This window comes from Enterococcus sp. SB12 (genome assembly GCF_030910025.2).
In the GTDB taxonomy this organism is placed as follows: Bacteria; Bacillota; Bacilli; order Lactobacillales; family Enterococcaceae; genus Enterococcus_B; species Enterococcus_B faecium.
On the sequence record NZ_CP175675.1, the window covers coordinates 2,392,871 to 2,411,991 of the forward strand.

Genomic DNA, 19,121 nt, shown 5'->3' on the forward strand with positions numbered 1-19,121 from the left:
CCTTCCTCATTACATATTTTCTATTGCTTTTTGCAGTTGTTCAAACTCTTCGTTCGTCAATGTCAGGCCTTTCCCCATTTTTTCATGGTCTGGCGCCCAATCTCGAAGATCGAATTTTGGCGGGCGACCATTCCAGCTGACTAGGTTCAGTTCTTTACGCCACCCCTTGTTGTTTTCTGACAATATAGCGATTTCTTCTACGATTTCATATGAAAATTCTTGTGCCATGGTTGTTCCTCCTTGAGATAATATAAATATAGGATCAGTAATGTGTCAACTGGTTGCTTAAGCAATTCATGCTGCAAACGATCCTTGCGTTTTCCTTGTAGCAGATAATCAAAATAAACAGTTTTCGTGCGCTCATTTTGTATTTTTTGTTGGTATTTTCGATACCTTCGCCATTCTTCAGTACTTAATTGACCAATTTGTGCCAATAAATCATCCGGCATACTTTTTATATCTTGTTGGCAGATCATTTGAATCATCATGTCTACTTGATAGATTTCATTGGGCAGTAAAAAATGTTTTTTTGCTAAAAGTTCTAGCATCGCCAATCCGCATGTCTCTGGTACGACCCTGTTCTTATATAAATTACGCAGTTTTTGCCAAAATTTTATGCTTTTATGATTTGTCAAATTAAGCTAGAATAAAATGCTTCTTGTACATAGCTCAAAAATATTTCGATTGGTGTTCTGTAATTCAATGATTTTCTTGGAATATGATTACGTTGATTGCTGACACTGGAAATAAATGTCTGATTCACTTCTCTAAAATCCATTGATTTCGGCAGTCCATTACGACGCAGAATCCCGTTAGAATTCTCGTTTAATGGGCGTTGAGAAGGTGTTCCAGGGTCCGCAAAATATATATCAATATCATGTTGGTTACTAATGGCTTTCCAGTTAGAAAATTCTTTTCCACAGTCAAACGTAATAGATTTAAAGAAGTTTTTAGGGAAGCGAGAAAACCATTGATTAAGGGCAGTTTCAATATCTAATGCCTTACGGCCGTTGGGTTTAATCGTGATAATGACTTTAGATAATCTTTCAACTAAAGTAATGACGGCACTTTTATGATGAATGCCAACGATCGTATCACCTTCAAGGTGACCAAACTCAGAATTGAAATCAGGATAATTATCAGGTCGATCATGGATTGAGCGCTGATACTGTTGTTTTCCCCGTTTTTCCTGATGGCCATTGGGTTTTCTTTTACCTTTCATCGGTAGTGTGTCAATATCAAATATTCCTTTAGAAAATAAACGATAAAGTGTTCTCATACCGCATGAAACAGGCCTTTCTTTTCGCCCGATAATGACGTCAGGCGTCCAACCAAGAGTGACTTTCTCTTTAATGTAATCTACTTCATGAGCAGGTAATTGAATGACTTTTCTCCCACATTTTTTCTTATTTTCTTTATACTGGTGCCAATAATCAAGAGCAGTCTTGCCTTGCTTGAACTTATTGACTACACTATAAATAGTTTGTATAGCACGTCCCATTCGGTTAGCGATTTCAACCGGCTTATTATGTTGAAGATAATATGATTCTATCATTGTCAGTTCGTCTATGGTAAGATGTTTGTAGGTCATTTATAGTTACACTCCTTTGTTTTCTTTCGTCGGAAATACAATTTGAGTGTACCATAAATGCCTTTTTATTTTTCTAACTTAATTTTACAATTCGCGTTTTGAAAAAAGATAATTCTAACTGAATTTCTTTTGTTAAGTAAGACAAAAATCCTCGCCAGTATGTTCTTGCAGGTTTAACAGAATGAAATGTATACCAGTTCCCATAGTAATAGCCTAATCGTTTTTTCATTTCCAGATAGCCTAATTGTAAATTTAATTGGTTCCTTTGGCTATCAAAAAGCAGAAAGCTGCCTAGTGTCCACAATGTTTGACATTTCCAATGGATAAAAATGTCTGGCATACGAATTTTTTTCGCTGGGCCTGGCCCTTGCACATCTACGACAAATGCCTCTGTTGCTCCTTTGTTAATCGCAATATCAATAGGTATTTTGTTGCGATACCCACCGTCTGCATATTTATTTTTTCCGATCTTTCGATAAGCCATAGCGGGATAAAATGAAGCAGAGGCGAGTATCCAATCTGGTATTTCTTCTGTTTTTGTCTGTTGGATATCAGTCACTACTTCCGCTAGTTCTGGCAGTTTAGTAGACACCGTATATAAACGTATTTTGGGATTATGTTTGAGTAAGGACAAATCCAAATTGTCTTTGACCATCTTTTCCAATGGAGCAGAAGAAACCCCGCCTTCAATTAGTGCTGTTTTCGTCATTTGGCGTCTTTCTCGATAGAAGCGTTCACGAAGGTCTTCAACCGCAGCCATTTCTGGTAACGCAAGCACTTGTCTTGTCGACAGCTTTTTCCATAAATTCACAGCTTTTTTCATATCTCCTTGTAAAATCAATGCGCCGTTCAACGCACCTACCGAGGTACCTGTGATAATCTCAAAGTTGATATCATGTTCCTTCAGCGCCTGCCACACACCAATCTGATAAGCACCGTGCGCTCCTCCTCCACCTAAAACAAGTGCTGTATGATAGACCAGCTTTTTATTTAATTGTGTGGTTCCTTGATAGCCGTTTTTATGAAAAATACGCAACCATTCTTCTGATAGAGGAGATTGAAATAAAAAACAACAGTTTTCTTTAATAAAAAAACGAGCGCAAGCTTCCATATACCGAAAAAATTTTTTCCATTCAAAAGTTTCACCTTCAATCAACAGATTATTAAAAATAACATCTCCTCTACTTTTAGCAATAGTAAAATAGACGGTATATTTTTTCGATACTGCTTTAAAAGCACATTGCTTTTTTGCAGAACGCCAAAAAGCGTCTCTACTTTCTTGATGACTTTGAAAAAATGGAAGGGGTTGTTTTGCTTGCTGGATAGGCGAATACAGCGACATTTTCTGTGAAAAGTAAACTTTTTTTATCTCCATCGCTCTCTCCTTTTTCTTCAAGTATACCAGTACGTCATAAAAAGGTCATGAGTCTCGTATTCGACTTTGTAGATTCCATAAGAAAACAATTCATAAAACCTCCTTTAAATAAAAAATACAAAAATCACAAAAATTAATTGAAAATGAGAGTGTTTTCAATGAAAACGTGATTTTGTAATGGAATTTTAAAATAAAAGAAACAAGCTTTTTTAATGCAAATGTTGTAAAATAAAAGAGATTAAGAGGAAATAAGAGGAGGAACATGATGACTGAGTCAGTTTATGTACATATTGATACCACAAGTAATGCTGTTTTAACAAAAGGGCTGACTGCTACTGACTTTGCAAACAGTATCGTGCATTTTCCTCAAAACTTGCTCTTGCTTGATCCATCTGCTTCTGCTGGAGAATATGAATCCCATACAGGGCTGAAAGTAATCCGTGGTACAGAAAATATTCAGCGTTTCTTTTCCTCTTCTCGTAACAGGCGTGGATTCGATGAATTGAAGTGGATCGACTTTACTGATTTAACGATGCTGAAAGAATTGACACCTTTAGAAATTTCAGAATTATTATATTTTGGTCATATGAAAACACATCTTCATTCGCCGTTTTTTTATAAACTACAGAATAATTTTGTATACTTCGATCTTAATGATCAGCTGAATCGGATTTATTATCGCTATTTAGATGAATTTTATAGGATTTTTGCTAGTAAATTAAGTTCGATCTTGTCAGATAAGATCAATGTAAAAAAATCTTTTTTCAAAAAAGAAACACCTGTTGAAAAAATCAGTGTGGAATTATTGAAAGAAATGCGTAATTTGATGCAGGAAGGGATCATTTTTTCTTTTGATCAAGTTGGTTTGATCGATGGTGAATATCGTATCCCAATCTATGTGATTGAAGATTATATTTGGAAATTAAAAGGCACCCGGTATCGAGAAGAGGAAATCATCGCTACTTTAATCTACTCTGTCACCGATCGACACTGGCAATTGGTGGAAGATGCCGATCTTTCTTATCTGCCATTGAAGTAGATCTATTTCTTATCAAAAAATAAAAAGGAAACAAGAAACTAGGACATGATTCTGTCTCAAGTTTCTTGCTTCTTTTTTATTTACAGCTCCTGTCGTTTATCTGGCACAAAAATCGAAGGAATCGTTTGTTGGATCCCTAATAAAACGATGATCGTTACAATAGCTGTACTCAACCCGCTGGCACCATTCATTACGAAAGAAAAGAGCCAAGGATTCATCCCCCATAGTGCATACGCTCCCCAGAAAACCACTCCTGCAATAAAATGCCAAAAATATCTGGAAAGTGCGCCAATCAATGCACCAAACACGATGCTTTTTCTAATTTGTTTCGTATTATCGTCTACATAGCCTTTTTGGACATTTGAAGCCATGAGCCCTGCTGCGCCTGCAAAAGTATAGGCAATCGGGTACTCAATCAACACTTGAACGACACTTAAATAATAAACTTGTCCCAACGGAAAATGTAGGATGCCCCAAATGAAACCTGCCAGCATCCCTGCCTTTGTCCCTCTTCTTAACGCAAAAAGGGTCAATGGAATCTGCCCTAATGAAATAGAAAAACTGCTGCCGATCTGGATCGGAATCAACGACAACACCATCGCTAACGCTGCAACAATCGTTCCTTCTACCCAAACTCTATTTTTTCCCATAAAAAAACTTCCTCCTTTGAATAAAAAAGTCACAAAGGAGGAAGCAGCTTTCGAAAATAGTCAAACAGCTGTTTATTCACAATTCCTACGCTCGCATAACCGATACAGGTACGAAGGGTTTAGAAATAGATTCAATCTCAGCCCAATTGGACTCCCCTTTGTGAGTTTATTTATTATTTATTTTTTGTTTCAAACAATGGACTAACTGGTTTGTTTTCATGGATACGTTTGATTGCATCTCCCATTAGTCCGCCAACACTTACTTCATCGATTTTGTCGATTTTACGATCTTCTGGAAGATAGATCGAGTCTGTAACAACTAGACGCTCGATAGCTGAATCTTCTATTCTTTGTAAAGCAGGGCCGGATAATACTGGATGTGTACATGAAGCATACACACTAGTTGCACCAGCTTCTTTCAAAGCATTGGCAGCCAATGTGATCGTACCTGCTGTATCGATCATATCATCGATCAGTACACAAGTTTTGCCTTTGACTTGTCCAATGATATTCATTACTTCTGCAACATTTGCTTTTGGACGGCGTTTGTCTATGATCGCAATCGGAGATTTCAAAAATTCCGCTAATTTACGTGCCCGTGTGACACCACCATGGTCTGGTGAAACAACGACAACATCATCGCCTTTGATTCCTTTTTCTAAGAAATAATTGGCAATAAGTGGCGCACCCATCAAATGATCGACTGGAATATCAAAGAAACCTTGGATTTGGACTGCATGAAGGTCCAAAGTCAGCATTCTTGTTGCACCAGCTTTTTGAATCATGTTTGCTACTAATTTCGCTGTGATTGGTTCCCGTGCACGTGCTTTACGGTCTTGACGCGCATAGCCATAATAAGGCATGACTACGTTGATTGTTTTTGCACTTGCTCGTTTCAGTGCGTCAATCATGATCAGCAACTCCATCAAGTTATCATTGACTGGGCTGCTCGTTGATTGAATAACATAGACATGCGATCCACGAATACTTTCTTCAATGTTTACTTGAATTTCTCCATCACTAAATTGAGTAACAGATGATTTTCCTAACTCGACGCCGACTGCTGCTGCAATTTTCTCTGCTAATGGGCGATTAGAATTTAACGCAAAAATTTTTAATCTTGGGTCAAAGTAATGTTTTGACATGGGGACCTCCACTTTCTTTTTCACAACTCTAGAATTCTACCTAATAAATAGTAGTCATATTTTTTAAATAAATCAAGTGATTTTGCAAAAGTCTTAGTTTAGATAAGGGAGTTTTTTTGCATATCCTTCTTTATTGACTTGTCTTGCTCTCGCAATTGCCAGCGCATATTCTGGAATATTGTCTGTAATTGTTGACCCTGCAGCAATCGAACTGTTTTTAGCTACCTCGACAGGTCCGATGATATTCGTGCTAGAACCAATAAAGCTGTGGTCGCCGACAGTCGTATGATGTTTGTTCTTTCCATCATAGTTGACGAAGACAACACCACATCCGACATTGATTTCTTCTCCCAGCGTAGCATCACCAACATAAGTCAAGTGACCGACTTTAGTTCCTTTGCCGATTTGAGCATTTTTCACTTCCACAAAGTTTCCGATATGGACGTTTTCGCCAATTTCAGCTTTTGGTCGTAAATGTGCATAAGGTCCCACATCTGCATGTTTCTTGACATGGCTGCTTTCAATGACTGAGTTTTCAATGACGACGTGATCCTCAATCCTACTGTCTACGATTTTTGAATGTGCCCCGATGACACAATCAGAACCGATGACTGTATTTCCTTGGATTTGTACACCTGCTTCGATCAATGTGTCTGGACCGATTTCTACGCCTGCATCGATGTATGTCGTTGCTGAATCGACAAAGCTTACGCCATTGACCATATGCATCTGGTTAATTCGCTTTCTCATGATCTCATTTGCTTTAGCTAACGCGATCCGATCATTGACTCCCATTGATTCTTCAAAATCATCCGTTTGATAAGCAGCAACTGTATTGCCTTCTTCTTTTAAGATTTCGATGATATCTGTTAGATAGTATTCACCTTGAGCATTGTTTGTTCCAACTTTGCTTAACGCATCGAACAAAGCTTCGTTGTCAAAACAGTAAGTTCCTGTATTGATTTCTTGTACAAGAGCTTCTTCTGGTGTTGCATCTTTTTGTTCCACGATTTTTTCTACGATCCCAATATGGTCACGGATGATTCGTCCATATCCTGTTGGGTTTTCTGCTTGTGCCGTCAAGATCGTTGCACTTGCATTTTTTCCTTGGTGATATTCAAAAAGATTGTTCAGCGTTTCAGTAGTCAATAATGGTGTATCGCCACTGATAACTAACGTTGTTCCTTTTTTTCCTTCCAAGAAAGAAGCAGCTTGCAAAACAGCATGTCCTGTTCCCAATTGTTCTGCTTGTAACGCATATTTACTGCGTTCTCCTAGTTGTGCTTTAACTTGTTCTGCTCCGTGTCCAACGATCGTAATCACTTCATCTGGTTTCGTTTCACTGACCCGATTAATGATATGTTCTACCATAGGTTTACCAGAAACGGGATGTAAAACTTTATATAATTTTGACTTCATGCGGGTACCTTTCCCTGCCGCCAAAATAATTGCATAACGTGCGTCCAACTGCGTCACTCCTAAATATAGTTTGCTGATTTCAGTTTATCCCAGTATACCCATTTTTTCAACAAAACAAGTGATTTTCTTTTATCCCAGCGTTTTCTGGATAAAAAAATAGATAGACCATAACGGGCCTATCTATTTGGTAACCGGTGCTCTCCTGCCAACTCCTCGGTCACAAGTCACACTACTCATAAAACATGAAAAGCTGTTTTTTGAAATCGTTTCTTGTGACTTAGAGTTAAACGGTAGGCTTACAACCTCTTCATTAAACGGTTTTCAATCAGCTGACCTTCGGTATTAGCTCAATAAACGGCAAAATATGAGGAGCAATTTTTCCGTTTATTGAGCTAATACTCAGGACAGGACGCTGATTTCACAACCTCTAGATAAACGGTGTTCAAAAGCCAGTTTCTCGGTATTAAGCCAAATTTATGCAAAAATGTGGAAAGCCATTTTCACAAAATTTTTCTTAATACTCGAAACTAAGCGGCTTTTTCACAACCTCTTATTCTGAAAAATAATTTCCCGGCACAACCGTAATATTTTTCGTTTGAGTATCTACATCTTTGACATAAAGCAGTGACGTATAATCATCGATGGCGCGATGACCGTTGAATTTTGATTCGGCAAATACAGTGATGCCAACAAGTTCTGATTCGAATTCTTCAATCAAGCTCTTCATTCCGTTGACTGTTCCGCCGCCTTTCATGAAATCATCCACTACAAGGACACGTGAACCACGTTTCAAACTTCTCTTAGACAGTTCCATCTTTTCAATTCTTTCAGAAGATCCAGACACATAGTTGACACTTACTGTTGATCCTTCTGTTATTTTTGAGTCCCGGCGTACAATAACGAATGGCGCATTCAGATAATAGGACACAGCTTGGGCAATAGGTACGCCTTTTGTGGCTACAGTCATTACAGCATCGATTTTTTCACCAAGGTATTTAGAAGCAATGATTCTTCCAACTTGACGCAGCAGTTCAGGTTCTCCTAACAAATCAGAGAGATAAACATATCCTCCTGGAAGCAGACGGTCTTGTTCTGATAGACGTTCTGCTAGAGATTCAATATATTTTTTCGCCTCTTCATATGAAATTTCAGGGATGAACAATACACCACCTGCAGCACCTGGGATTGTTTCCAAGGTTCCATACCCTCGTTCTTTAAATGTTTTCTTGATGATTCCCAAATCTTCACTGATAGAAGATTTAGCAGATTCATAACGTTCGGCAAAGCTTGTTAAGGAAATCAATTCATGCGGGTGATTCAATAAATACTGTGTCATGTCAACTAGACGTTCACTGCGACGTACTTTCACCTATTCCAACTCCTTTTAAGAAATTTTATCGTTTTACATTATATAAGTTTTTCTTCAAAAATTCGAGCATTTTATGAAAAAATAAGAAAATAGTTCGGTATTTATTAAAATAAAAAGAAGCCTATAAAAAATTTTTCGTTTTTATAAGGCTTCTTTTCTTTATAATTTAGTTATTTTTTCTTCTGAAGGCAACCAATATTCGTTTGATGATATTTACAATCAGGAACAAAGCAATAAAGACTAATGTGATTGTTGCTCCTGGAGGTGTATCTAGATAAAACGAGCTAGTTAGTCCTGACAGCATCCCTAGAAATCCTACACAAACACTGATAGCAATCACGACATTGAAGCTTTTGCCTAATCGCATACCGATTGCTGCGGGAAGAACCATGATTGCGGATATCAAAAGTGCACCGGCAATCGGGATCATCACAGCAATAGCCACACCAGTAATCACATTGAACATCATCGACATCAAATGAACGGGTAGCCCATCCACGTGGGCGGTATCTTCATCAAAAGTCAGAACATACATCGGCCGTTTGAATAAAAAGAACAATATACCGATGGCAACGAATAAGATTCCTAAAAAGATGACTTGCTCCCATGTAATGGTCACGATCGAACCAAACAGATAGGATTGGATACTTGTTGCTGAATTCCCTCCGCTCAAATTCATCAATACTAACGCTAGCGCCAAACCACCAGCCATTAAAATGGCAATGGAGATTTCTGAATAGGTTCGGTAGATCGTTCGCAGATACTCCAATATCACAGCTGCTAATACAACGACTAGCATGGTCGTAAGTGTAGGATTAAGGTTCAAAAAGAATCCTAACGCTACCCCTGCTAAAGAGACATGAGAAAGCGTATCAGCCATCAGCGATTGTCTTCTGATCACTAAAAACACACCTAGCATCGGGGCGATTCCGGCAATGAAGATAGCGGCAAGAAACGCTCTTCTCATGAATTCATATGAAAGCAACGCCATTGAGAATCCTCCTTTCTCACCAGTCGGATCTGTCTGTCCGCATACTGTTTGATATCTTCATGATCATGGGTGATCATTAGAACTGATTTCCCATGGACATGCGCACTATGTCGGAGAAGACGATAAAATTCATTTCTGGATTCTTCATCCATACCTGTTGTTGGTTCATCAAGAACAAATAAGTCAGGGTCAGTAGCAAAAATACGCGCTAAACTGATTCGCTGCTTTTGTCCGCCAGACAATTCACCTATTCGCCGATTTCGCATATCCCACATCCCTACAGCTTCTAAAGCACGCTGTACATGTTGATGATCTTTTTCAGAGAGACGCTTGAACCAGCGGCCTCTTGGATATCTTCCTGAACGGACTAATTCGATCACCGTACTAGGAAAACCTGCATTGAAAGATGCAACTTGTTGAGGAATATAACCGATACTTAATTTTTTTCCTTCTTGATTTTTCTCAACAATCTTTATCATTCCTTTTGAAGGTTTCAGTAATCCTAACGATGCTTTCACCAAGGTTGACTTGGCTGCTCCATTTTCTCCAGTTAAAATGACAAATTCACCCGCATCTACATGATAAGAGACATCTTCTAGTACAGGTTCATCATCATAGTAAAAGGTCAAATCAGATATTTCGATATAACGCACCTTACAACCTCCATTCTAAAACTTAATTGATACTTTCTTTTAAAGCTTTCAGATTTTTTTCCATGACAGAAATATAATTTTCGCCTGCTTTGATTTGTTCATTAGTCAAGCTTTCTAAAGGATTCAACACTTCTAGCTTCACTCCTGTTTCATTCGACAATGTCTCAGCTACCTTCGAAGAGGCATTTTCTTCAAAATAAATCACTTTGATGTTGTTTTTCTTCACAAATTCTTTTAGCTCAGCTAAGCGACTTGGTGTGGGTTCCTGATCTGGTGAAACGCCCGAAATCGCTACTTGTTTTAAGTCGTATTGATTCGCTAAATAAGCAAAAGCAGCATGCTGAGTGACAAATGTGCGGTTTGTTGCATCTTTTAGCTCATCGGAGTATTTTTGATCCAGTGCTTCAAGCTTTTTGATATAAGCATCGGCATTCTTCGTAAAAGTTTCCTTTTTATCTGGATATTTTTCGCCTAATTCTTCAGCAATCGTTCTGACTTCTTTTATAGCTAATACCGGATCGAGCCAAACATGTGGATCGTATTCATGTGAATGACCATGCCCTTCTTCTGATTCTTCATGTTCGTCTGCTTCTTGCGATTCTAAACGGTCGATTCCTTTAGCTGCTTCGATCATCAAGGTCTGTTTGCTATCCACTGAATCCTTTAACGAATCCACAAAAAATTCCATGTCTGAACTATTATACACGAAAACATCTGCATCGGAAATTTCTGCTCTTTCTTTTGCACTTGGTTCGAAATCATGCGGCTCCGTTCCAGCAGGGATCAAAAGTTTCACGTTTCCTTCATCCCCTACGATCTCTTTTGTAAAATCATACATCGGATAAAAAGTCGTAACGATCGTCAAATCCTCTTTTTTGTCTGCTTCCTTGTTCGTATTTCCACATGCTGCAAACAGTAAAGCACCTATCATTACCGTAGCTGTCAAAAGATATTTTTTCATTTATATGCTCCTTTCAATGAACAAATCGTAATTTTACGATTTATTAACGTGAACTAATGTATCAAAATAAAAAAACACAGTCAATAGAAATCCATCAATTTCTGATTTAAGCATGTATATTCTTGATTAAATCGTAAAATGGATGAGTTGCTGCTCATATCTAGCCATTTCACTACAATAAAAAACTGAAGAATACCATTTTAGGATTCCTCAGTTTTTCATCACCTATTTTACTTCTTATATTTTATTGCAGGGTTCGTACTAAATAAACTTCCTCACAAAAACCTTTTAACCCATTATATACTCTCTGCGCTCTTGAATAATGTTGACACAAGGCAAAAACGGTTGGTCCGCTTCCACTCATCAATGCGGCATCTGCTCCGTACTCGATCATACGCTCTTTGATTTGATGGATGACTGGATGCCGCTTTCCCGTTATATCTTCTAAACTGTTTCCCATTTTTTTGATCATCTGCTGATAATCTTGCTCTCGGATGGCTTCAGCAAGTCCCTGGATGTCTTGATGTTGGACGGCTTGCGTATCTACTTCTCTAAACACTGTACGTGTAGAGACACTCATTCTTGGTTTGACCAACACAACCCAGCACTGTGGCATAGAAGGTAATACTTGGATTTCTTCCCCTTTGCCACCGACAAATGCCGTACTTCCGTAGACACAGTAAGGAACATCTGTACCGACTTCCAAACCGATTTCTGCCAGTTCTTCTAACGAACAGCCCAGATTCCATAATTGGTTGATCCCTCTTAGAGCAGCTGCACAGTCTGTACTTCCTCCGCCTAATCCAGCTGCTACTGGAATATTCTTCTTAACAAAGATCTTGACACCGGTTTTGATATTGTATTTATTTTTTAGCAATAAAGCAGCTTGATAAACATTGTTCCGTTCATCTACCGGTAAAAATGCTTTATTTGTTTCTACAATGATTTTGTCTTCTGTTATTTCTTCAAAAAATAGATGATCTGCCAAGTCTACGCTCGACATCACCATTTCCAACTCATGATACCCATCTTGCCGTCTATATAATACATCCAGTCCTAAATTTATCTTGGCTGGCGCTTTTTCAATCAATTCCATCCTCTCACCCATTCGAAAAGTCTAAGTCGCAAGTATTCTATCATAGGGAAAAATAAAAGTATAGCTTATGTCTGCCTAGTGGTTGATTTTGTCATCGTTTCAACAGCTTTCACAGAATTTTCTCTTCATAATCCAAACAAGTTCTAGTGATTCTTATAATTCTGTGAGCACTTCTTCTGCCAAACTCGGAATATTTCCTTTTTCTTTTCCTATCAGACTGAGTAGCTGCATGGTAGCAAATCCGAAATTACTTCCTTTCCTATAAGCAAAGTAACGTCCTTCCCAATGATCGACATATTTTAATTTCTTTTCATAAGCAGACTGGAAGGAATAGAAAAAATTACCATAATTATATACGATATGCATGACTTTTTCTTGAAAGAAAGAAAAATCTGTTTCTCCAACATTAGCTAATGGAGCTAAGCCTAGATTGGCTTCCGAGTAGCCCATTTTCTCGTATACAATAAACAGATTGGCTAACAGATAGTCAGCTAATTCCTCAGATTCTTTAGGTAAGACCCGCAACAAATCATATCCCGCCTGCTTCTTCGTCATCGGCTGAGCGGTGATGAAGCCAACGACTTTTTGATCTTTACGGACAATACCGACACCGCTAGATAATACATATGATTTATCAAATCGTCCCACAGAGAAGTATTTTTCTCGTGCACCTTGAAGCCATTTTTGTGAAACTTCATTTACAGCTTGATGTAATTCTTCTGGCAGTTGATCGTACCAAGTAAAATGGTATCCTTCTTTCATCAAACGTTGATATTCAAGTTGCTGACTCAGCCGAGACAAGTCTTCTGTTGCTAGATCAACAATCCCTGCTTCACCTACTTTCGTGAAGTGAAAACCCAATTCATGAAGCATCACTACGTAGCTTTCTGATATCTTATAAAACGCAAGCTGATAGCCTAAACAATCTGCTTGTTTCATAAACTGATTCGTTGCTGCCCGCATCATTTTAGGATTGCCAACTGGATCTCCTAAAACAAAGCATTTGTTTCCTTTGATCTGATAACCAAAAACGACTTGATCTTGGTCATCTTCTTGGTAATAAAAATAACTGTAACCTGACAAGCGAAGCTGATGGCTTGTAGCTGTGCCTCCGTATGTTTCCAATAAACGGTCAAAACGGTCTTTTTCGTACTCACTGCCAAGCTTCGTAGTATCTTCAGCTAAATATTGATAAAGCGCCACTAAAGCTAGCAATGAGATGCCCAAACCAATAAGCCCTGAGAACCACACATCATCTGAAGGAAACAAAATAAAATGATTTCCTGTTATTCGACCGACTAAAAAGCGTCCGCTGTGATAGCCTGCGATTGCGTAAACGATAAACAAAAAGCCGAACAAGCTAGCATCAAAGATTATAGCTCCCCAAGAATAAACGAATTTTGTTCGATAAAATTCTTTTCTGGATAACCACACAGCTAACAGAATCAAGACATATACCAATATCAACTGCCAAGATAACGTACGTGTGATTGTATTTAAAATACCAAAAGATAGTAAAGCAATCGTAGGCAGAAATGCCTTTTTGACTTTTACTGAAAGTGCTCGAGCAAGGCCGAGTAATAAAAAGCCAACCAATAGATTCACTGTCTGATCTAAAAAATTGAATGAGAACGGCAATAATACTTGAAATAGTCGACTGATTGCAGACAGATTAGTGATTGTTGATAGAAGTACCATCATGATTCCCGCAAAATAGACAGCACTTACGAGCACGATATGCGCAACCTTTTGGAAAAACAGTCGCGGAATGTTATCTAAAAATCGATTGATTTTGACTCCTGTATGTGTGATGAACAATAGAAGTCCCGTCATAAAAGGTAGAACATAATAAAACAACCGATAATATAATAGCCAAACTACTGCTACATCTTGCCGAACAGACAATTGACTCATTCCTAAGATCATCAAAACGTCAAAAGTCCCCATTCCACCTGGGACCATCGTCAGCATTCCTATCAATGTAGCAATCATGAACATAGGATAGATCGAAAGCATCGAAATATCTATTCTCATCAACTTGCCGATGATCAAAAATACCGCAAGTGCTCCCGTCCATTGTCCAAAGGATGCCAGTAGCAGACCAAGCAAGCCTTTTGGATAAAACTCGAAGAACAATGTCTTTCTCTTTAGATAAGCAAAAAAGAAAATGACTGGTGCTAAAAAACTACCGCCGAAAAGCCAGATCCAATAGCTTCGAAAAATACTTTCTGACTGAATAAAAAAGACATCAATAAATGTAAGAAACGACCATACAGACAAACCAGTCAGCATAAATAGTGCGACTTTTGATACAGTGGCTAAAACCATTTTTCTATTTGTCTGCTTTCCATAAAAACTAGCCCGAAGACTTGCTCCTACCACACCACCAAAACCGGCGAGATTGTTGATCGTGTTTGTTACCCACGCAGCAAGAAGAAACTCTTTTCTTTCCATTTTTGGTTTTCCTTGTTTTTCTAAGACTCTGATCGTCACCCAATCATACAACAACATCGGAGTGACACCCAGCAGTCCAGCCAGAATCATGAGCAGGATCGTCATGTGGCTTTGTTGTCCCATCCTTTGCCAAATATCTTGCCAACTCATGCCATTAGCAATATTTGCGACTTGATTTGCCACAAAGACTAACACGGAGCCGAAAAAAATCAGTTTTAAAATCAGACTATGTTCCTTTATCCATTGCAGCATCAAGTATCGTTTATTTTTCACATTTTCCCATTCCTAACTTATATACTTTTTGTCATACCCCAATGTTATCTTATTTATTTTAATTTTTCCACTTTAGACCTGTTCTTTGCTTGCGATCATAGAAAAAGAAAGATATCCTAATGCTAAAGGAGAGGATAACATGAAAGTAGGATTTATCGGTACAGGAAATATGGCACAAGCTATTATTGATGGTTTATTGAAAACAGGAACAGTCTCGAAAGAAGAAGTGTTCGTTTCCAGTGGTCATTTTGAAAATGCACAAAAATTTGCTGCTGAAACTGGCGTCCATGCATGCAAAAGTAATCAGGAAGTTGCATCACAATCAGATATCGTTCTTTTAGCAGTGAAACCAAAAATCATTGAAAAAGTATTGGAAGAACTAAGAGAATATAGCCAGAAAGTCTTATTCATTTCTATTGCTTCAGGAAAATCATTAACAGATTTAGAAACAGCGCTTGAAGATCCTCAGGCCTCCATCGTACGTGTGATGCCGAATGTCAATGTCAGCGTAGGAGCAGGCGTTTCTGCGATTTGCAAAAATGAAGCTGCCACGGAGGAACAGCTTCAGCAAGCTACGATGATTTTTGAAGCAATCGGCAGCGTCTATCCTTTAGCAGAATCAGATTTCAGTACATTCATTGGCCTTGCTGGCAGCTCACCCGCATTCGTTTACATGCTGATCGATGCGATGGGACGGACTGGTGTACTGAATGGTTTGTCCAAACAGACAGCAACTGAGATTGCTGCAAAAGCAATTATGGGTTCTTGTCAAAAATTCCTTTCAAGTGATAAAAATCCATGGGAACTTGTAGACCAAGTTTCTTCTCCTGGCGGTACAACTGTTGCAGGTGTAGTTGCCTTAGAAGAAGCAGGATTCATCCCAGCCGTCATCAAAGGAATCAATACGACGATCGAGAAAGATCTTGAGATGTTGAATAAAAAATAATGATAGCAATGTTTTTTCGTGCCTTACAAAAAAAGAAGAGCTGTGGCTTTTGCCGCGGCTCTTCTTTTGTATTTTTTATTATTTAGCATAATCAGTTGCACGAGTTTCCCGAATAACGATTACTTTGATGTGTCCAGGATAATCCAGTTCTTCTTCGATTCGTTTACGAATATCACGTACTAAACGAACAGCGTCTAAATCCGAGATTTCTTCTGGCTTGACCATTACCCGAACTTCGCGTCCAGCTTGAACTGCGTAACTTGATTCTACACCGGCGAAGCTGTTCGAAATATTTTCCAGACTTCTTAAACGACGGATGTAGTTTTCTAATGATTCACTTCGCGCACCAGGTCTTGCTGCTGAGAGCGCATCTGCTGCAGCTACAAGGACAGAGATAACAGAAGTAGCTTCCACATCGCCATGATGAGAAGCGATCGCGTTGATTACTACTGGGTTTTCTTTGTACTTGGCAGCTAATTCCGCACCGATCTCAACGTGAGATCCTTCAATCTCATGGTCAAGTGCTTTCCCAATATCATGGAGCAACCCGGCACGTTTTGCTAATTGGATATCTTCGCCAAGCTCTGCTGCTAAGATACCAGCTAATTTTGCAACCTCGACCGAATGCTTCAAGACGTTTTGTCCATAACTAGTTCTGAATCGCAGACGTCCGATGATCTTGATTAGATCTGGATGAAGTGTATGAGCACCGACTTCAAACGCTGCCTCTTCCCCGTATTCGCGAATACGTTCATCCATTTCTTTACGAGATTTCTCGACCATTTCTTCGATACGCGCTGGATGGATTCGTCCATCTTGTATCAGTTTTTCCAAGGTCATCCGTGCGATTTCTCTTCGGATTGGATCGAATCCGGAAAGAACAACTGCTTCCGGTGTATCATCGATGATTAAATCGATACCAGTCAGCGTCTCAAGCGTTCGAATATTACGACCTTCTCGTCCAATGATACGACCTTTCATTTCATCATTCGGAAGGGTAACGACTGAAACAGTCGTTTCTGAAACTTGATCTGCTGCGCAGCGTTGGATCGCTAATGATAATAAGTTTTTCGCTTTGCGATCTGCTTCTTCTTTGGCACGCTGTTCAGATTCTTTTACCATTAGAGTTAACTCATGATTCAGCTCTTCTTCAGTCGATTTCATGATGACATCTCGTGCGTCCTCTTTTGATAAACCAGCAATTTTTTCTAGTTCTTTTTGTTGATCTTCAATCATTTTTTCAACGTCTTTTTCTCGCTCTTCAATTAATTGCTGTTTTGAACTAAGTGCTTCTTCTTTACTTTCAAGTGAGTTCTCGCGTTTTTCTAACGAGTCATCTTTACGATTCAGCGTTTGTTCGCGTTGAATCAAACGATTCTCTTGAGATTTTAATTCTAACTTACTTTCTCTCAGCTCACTTTCAACTTCAGAACGGTATTTCTGATTTTCTTCCTTAGCTTCTAACAATGCTTCTTTTTTTAGAGTTTCTGCTTCTTTTTTTGCACTATCGATGATTCCAGCAGCTGATGATTGTGCACCAGCTATTTCTTTCTCGTGACGTGACTTTGCGACCATAAACCCTAAACCAAGACCGACAATTAAACCGATGATAGCGAGGAGAATGTTGAATACCATAAAATCCACCTCCATACTATCTTTTTCATTTTTATCATCTATACAGCTTCTATGATAAATTATTCTAAACTTGTCAATATGCATCTTCGCATATATGTGTACAAAAAACATGCACAACTTTATTCTAATGTTTGTACCCCGTAGTGTCAACTTTAAATAAACAAAGAAACGGCTTTCTATTTATTCATTAAACGATGGTTTTTAAAATAAATGACACTAGTTTCATATAGGTAAACCTTTAAGTTGAGAAACTTTTCTATTAAATTATTCTTTGTAGATGAACAGATATTTTTATTTTATGTACCCACTCGCATAATTAAATAACTCACGATTTCTTTATTCAATAAAAAAACGGCAGGTCAAGGAGAGTACCTACTCTTCAGACCAGCCGTTTTTGTTTATCATGATTTTTATTCTTCTACTAAAGGCAATTCTTCTTGTCCTTTTTCATCTTCTGGGACAGCGGCTTCTTCGCCAATACCATAAGCTGCTCTAACTAGAGCAGAAACTTCTGCCATCATTTCAGGATGATTAGCCATATAGATTTTAGCGTTTTCCCGTCCTTGGCCAATCCGATCTTCTTTATAAGAATACCAAGCACCACTTTTATCAACGATGTCTTTTTCTACTGCCATGTCTAGAAGTTCTCCTTCTTGTGAGATACCTAAGCCATACATGACATCTACTTCAGCGATTTTGAAAGGAGGTGCTACTTTGTTTTTCACGACTTTGATCTTTGTACGGTTACCAACAATATCTGTTCCTTGTTTCAATTGTTCTGCACGGCGTACTTCTAAACGGATCGTTGCGTAAAATTTCAATGCGCGTCCTCCAGGCGTGATTTCTGGATTCCCAAACATCACGCCTACTTTTTCACGGATTTGGTTGATGAAAATAGCGATTGTTTTTGTTTTGTTAATCGAACCAGAGAGTTTACGCAATGCTTGAGACATCAAACGTGCTTGTAACCCGACATGTGAGTCGCCCATTTCGCCGTCGATTTCTGCTCGTGGAACTAAAGCGGCAACTGAATCGACTACTACGATGTCTACAGCTCCACTTGATACTAAAGCATCAGCGATCTCCAGACCTTGTTCTCCTGTATCAGGCTGTGAAAGAAGTAGTTCATCGATATTCACACCTAATTTTTGTGCATATTGCGGATCTAACGCATGCTCAGCATCGATGAAAGCGGCAGTTCCGCCATTTTTTTGTACTTCTGCAATAGCATGTAGCGCCACTGTTGTTTTACCTGAACTTTCAGGTCCGTATACTTCGATAATACGTCCACGGGGATAACCGCCGACACCTAAAGCGACATCTAACGCAAGAGAGCCACTTGGAATTGTAGAGATTTGCTGGTCGATTTTTTCGCCCAATTTCATAATAGAGCCTTTACCATAGCTCTTTTCAATTTTTTTCAGTGCAGCATCTAAGGCTGCTTTACGATCATCTGCCAATACGATAATCCTCCTTATATTTACAAATCAGAGCAACATTTCATTATCCTTATCATATCTTTTT

15 protein-coding genes, 2 pseudogenes and 1 riboswitch are annotated in these 19,121 nt (G+C 38.7%); of the genes and pseudogenes, 2 read left to right on the forward strand and 15 right to left on the reverse strand.

Translation table 11 applies throughout. The features are described from left to right. Nucleotides 1–9: 9 nt before the first annotated feature. From RBL01_RS11930 to RBL01_RS11945, 4 genes and pseudogenes are all read right to left on the reverse strand, one after another. Nucleotides 10–228, reverse strand: a complete 219-nt coding sequence (locus RBL01_RS11930; RefSeq protein ID WP_002287352.1) for a YdbC family protein — start codon at nt 226–228, stop codon at nt 10–12. After that, nucleotides 198–626, reverse strand: a pseudogene (locus tag RBL01_RS11935) (patatin-like phospholipase family protein); the annotation flags it as partial. The gene RBL01_RS11930 and the pseudogene RBL01_RS11935, both read right to left, overlap by 31 nt. 5 nt (nt 627–631) lie before the next feature. Further along, entirely contained in the window at nt 632–1,591 is a 960-nt protein-coding gene (locus RBL01_RS11940) for an IS30-like element IS6770 family transposase (protein WP_002341232.1), read from the reverse strand. A gap of 94 nt (nt 1,592–1,685) precedes the next feature. Next, nucleotides 1,686–2,966 (reverse strand): annotated as a pseudogene (locus RBL01_RS11945) (patatin-like phospholipase family protein); the annotation flags it as partial. A 265-nt stretch (nt 2,967–3,231) separates the two neighbouring features. Here RBL01_RS11945 and RBL01_RS11950 point away from each other — a divergent pair. Beyond that, complete coding sequence (locus RBL01_RS11950) at nt 3,232–4,005, forward strand: hypothetical protein (RefSeq protein ID WP_002298196.1); 774 nt, start codon at nt 3,232–3,234, stop codon at nt 4,003–4,005. A gap of 80 nt (nt 4,006–4,085) precedes the next feature. Here the strand turns inward: RBL01_RS11950 and thiT are convergent, their stop codons facing one another. From thiT to mprF, 9 genes are all read right to left on the reverse strand, one after another. Beyond that, complete coding sequence (gene thiT, locus RBL01_RS11955; RefSeq protein WP_002301201.1) at nt 4,086–4,655, reverse strand: energy-coupled thiamine transporter ThiT; 570 nt, start codon at nt 4,653–4,655, stop codon at nt 4,086–4,088. A 65-nt stretch (nt 4,656–4,720) separates the two neighbouring features. Next, nucleotides 4,721–4,823: riboswitch (TPP riboswitch) on the reverse strand. Nucleotides 4,824–4,828: 5 nt separating this feature from the next. Beyond that, nucleotides 4,829–5,800 (reverse strand): ribose-phosphate diphosphokinase, encoded by a 972-nt coding sequence (locus RBL01_RS11960; protein ID WP_002287347.1) that lies wholly within the window; start codon nt 5,798–5,800, stop codon nt 4,829–4,831. A gap of 93 nt (nt 5,801–5,893) precedes the next feature. Continuing rightward, nucleotides 5,894–7,267, reverse strand: a complete 1,374-nt coding sequence (gene glmU / locus RBL01_RS11965; protein WP_002298200.1) for a bifunctional UDP-N-acetylglucosamine diphosphorylase/glucosamine-1-phosphate N-acetyltransferase GlmU — start codon at nt 7,265–7,267, stop codon at nt 5,894–5,896. Nucleotides 7,268–7,769: 502 nt separating this feature from the next. Continuing rightward, entirely contained in the window at nt 7,770–8,588 is an 819-nt protein-coding gene (purR, locus tag RBL01_RS11970) for a pur operon repressor (RefSeq protein WP_002287345.1), read from the reverse strand. A gap of 166 nt (nt 8,589–8,754) precedes the next feature. After that, nucleotides 8,755–9,579 (reverse strand): metal ABC transporter permease, encoded by an 825-nt coding sequence (locus tag RBL01_RS11975; protein ID WP_002287344.1) that lies wholly within the window; start codon nt 9,577–9,579, stop codon nt 8,755–8,757. Then, the gene (locus RBL01_RS11980; RefSeq protein WP_002318851.1) at nt 9,552–10,232 is read right to left on the reverse strand and encodes a metal ABC transporter ATP-binding protein; all 681 of its coding nucleotides are present in this window, start codon (nt 10,230–10,232) and stop codon (nt 9,552–9,554) included. The genes RBL01_RS11975 and RBL01_RS11980 overlap by 28 nt, the downstream gene beginning before the upstream one ends. Before the next feature lie 22 nt (nt 10,233–10,254). Further along, nucleotides 10,255–11,193: a metal ABC transporter substrate-binding protein gene (locus RBL01_RS11985; RefSeq protein WP_002287342.1), complete on the reverse strand. Its 939-nt coding sequence runs from the start codon at nt 11,191–11,193 to the stop codon at nt 10,255–10,257. A 244-nt stretch (nt 11,194–11,437) separates the two neighbouring features. Continuing rightward, the gene (gene ispE, locus RBL01_RS11990; RefSeq protein WP_307780913.1) at nt 11,438–12,289 is read right to left on the reverse strand and encodes a 4-(cytidine 5'-diphospho)-2-C-methyl-D-erythritol kinase; all 852 of its coding nucleotides are present in this window, start codon (nt 12,287–12,289) and stop codon (nt 11,438–11,440) included. Nucleotides 12,290–12,442: 153 nt separating this feature from the next. After that, entirely contained in the window at nt 12,443–15,016 is a 2,574-nt protein-coding gene (mprF, locus tag RBL01_RS11995; protein ID WP_002318849.1) for a bifunctional lysylphosphatidylglycerol flippase/synthetase MprF, read from the reverse strand. A gap of 139 nt (nt 15,017–15,155) precedes the next feature. Between mprF and proC the strand changes: the two genes are divergently transcribed. Then, on the forward strand, nt 15,156–15,962 hold the full coding sequence (gene proC, locus RBL01_RS12000; protein ID WP_002318848.1) for a pyrroline-5-carboxylate reductase: 807 nt from the start codon (nt 15,156–15,158) through the stop codon (nt 15,960–15,962). A 78-nt stretch (nt 15,963–16,040) separates the two neighbouring features. Here proC and rny read toward each other — a convergent pair whose 3' ends face one another. Both rny and recA read right to left on the reverse strand, forming a co-directional pair. After that, nucleotides 16,041–17,597, reverse strand: coding sequence for a ribonuclease Y (gene rny, locus RBL01_RS12005; protein ID WP_002287336.1), 1,557 nt, complete (start codon nt 17,595–17,597; stop codon nt 16,041–16,043). A gap of 410 nt (nt 17,598–18,007) precedes the next feature. After that, nucleotides 18,008–19,057: a recombinase RecA gene (recA, locus tag RBL01_RS12010; RefSeq protein ID WP_002318847.1), complete on the reverse strand. Its 1,050-nt coding sequence runs from the start codon at nt 19,055–19,057 to the stop codon at nt 18,008–18,010. Nucleotides 19,058–19,121 lie beyond the last annotated feature (64 nt).

What these genes read in the sequence shown, in the direction of transcription:
- RBL01_RS11930 (WP_002287352.1), bottom strand. Translation starts at nt 228, where the DNA reads ATGGCACAAGAATTTTCATATGAAATCGTAGAAGAAATCGCTATATTG.
- RBL01_RS11940 (WP_002341232.1), bottom strand. Translation starts at nt 1,591, where the DNA reads ATGACCTACAAACATCTTACCATAGACGAACTGACAATGATAGAATCA.
- RBL01_RS11950 (WP_002298196.1), top strand. Translation starts at nt 3,232, where the DNA reads ATGACTGAGTCAGTTTATGTACATATTGATACCACAAGTAATGCTGTT.
- thiT (WP_002301201.1), bottom strand. Translation starts at nt 4,655, where the DNA reads ATGGGAAAAAATAGAGTTTGGGTAGAAGGAACGATTGTTGCAGCGTTA.
- RBL01_RS11960 (WP_002287347.1), bottom strand. Translation starts at nt 5,800, where the DNA reads ATGTCAAAACATTACTTTGACCCAAGATTAAAAATTTTTGCGTTAAAT.
- RBL01_RS11975 (WP_002287344.1), bottom strand. Translation starts at nt 9,579, where the DNA reads ATGGCGTTGCTTTCATATGAATTCATGAGAAGAGCGTTTCTTGCCGCT.
- RBL01_RS11985 (WP_002287342.1), bottom strand. Translation starts at nt 11,193, where the DNA reads ATGAAAAAATATCTTTTGACAGCTACGGTAATGATAGGTGCTTTACTG.
- ispE (WP_307780913.1), bottom strand. Translation starts at nt 12,289, where the DNA reads ATGGAATTGATTGAAAAAGCGCCAGCCAAGATAAATTTAGGACTGGAT.
- proC (WP_002318848.1), top strand. Translation starts at nt 15,156, where the DNA reads ATGAAAGTAGGATTTATCGGTACAGGAAATATGGCACAAGCTATTATT.
- rny (WP_002287336.1), bottom strand. Translation starts at nt 17,597, where the DNA reads ATGGTATTCAACATTCTCCTCGCTATCATCGGTTTAATTGTCGGTCTT.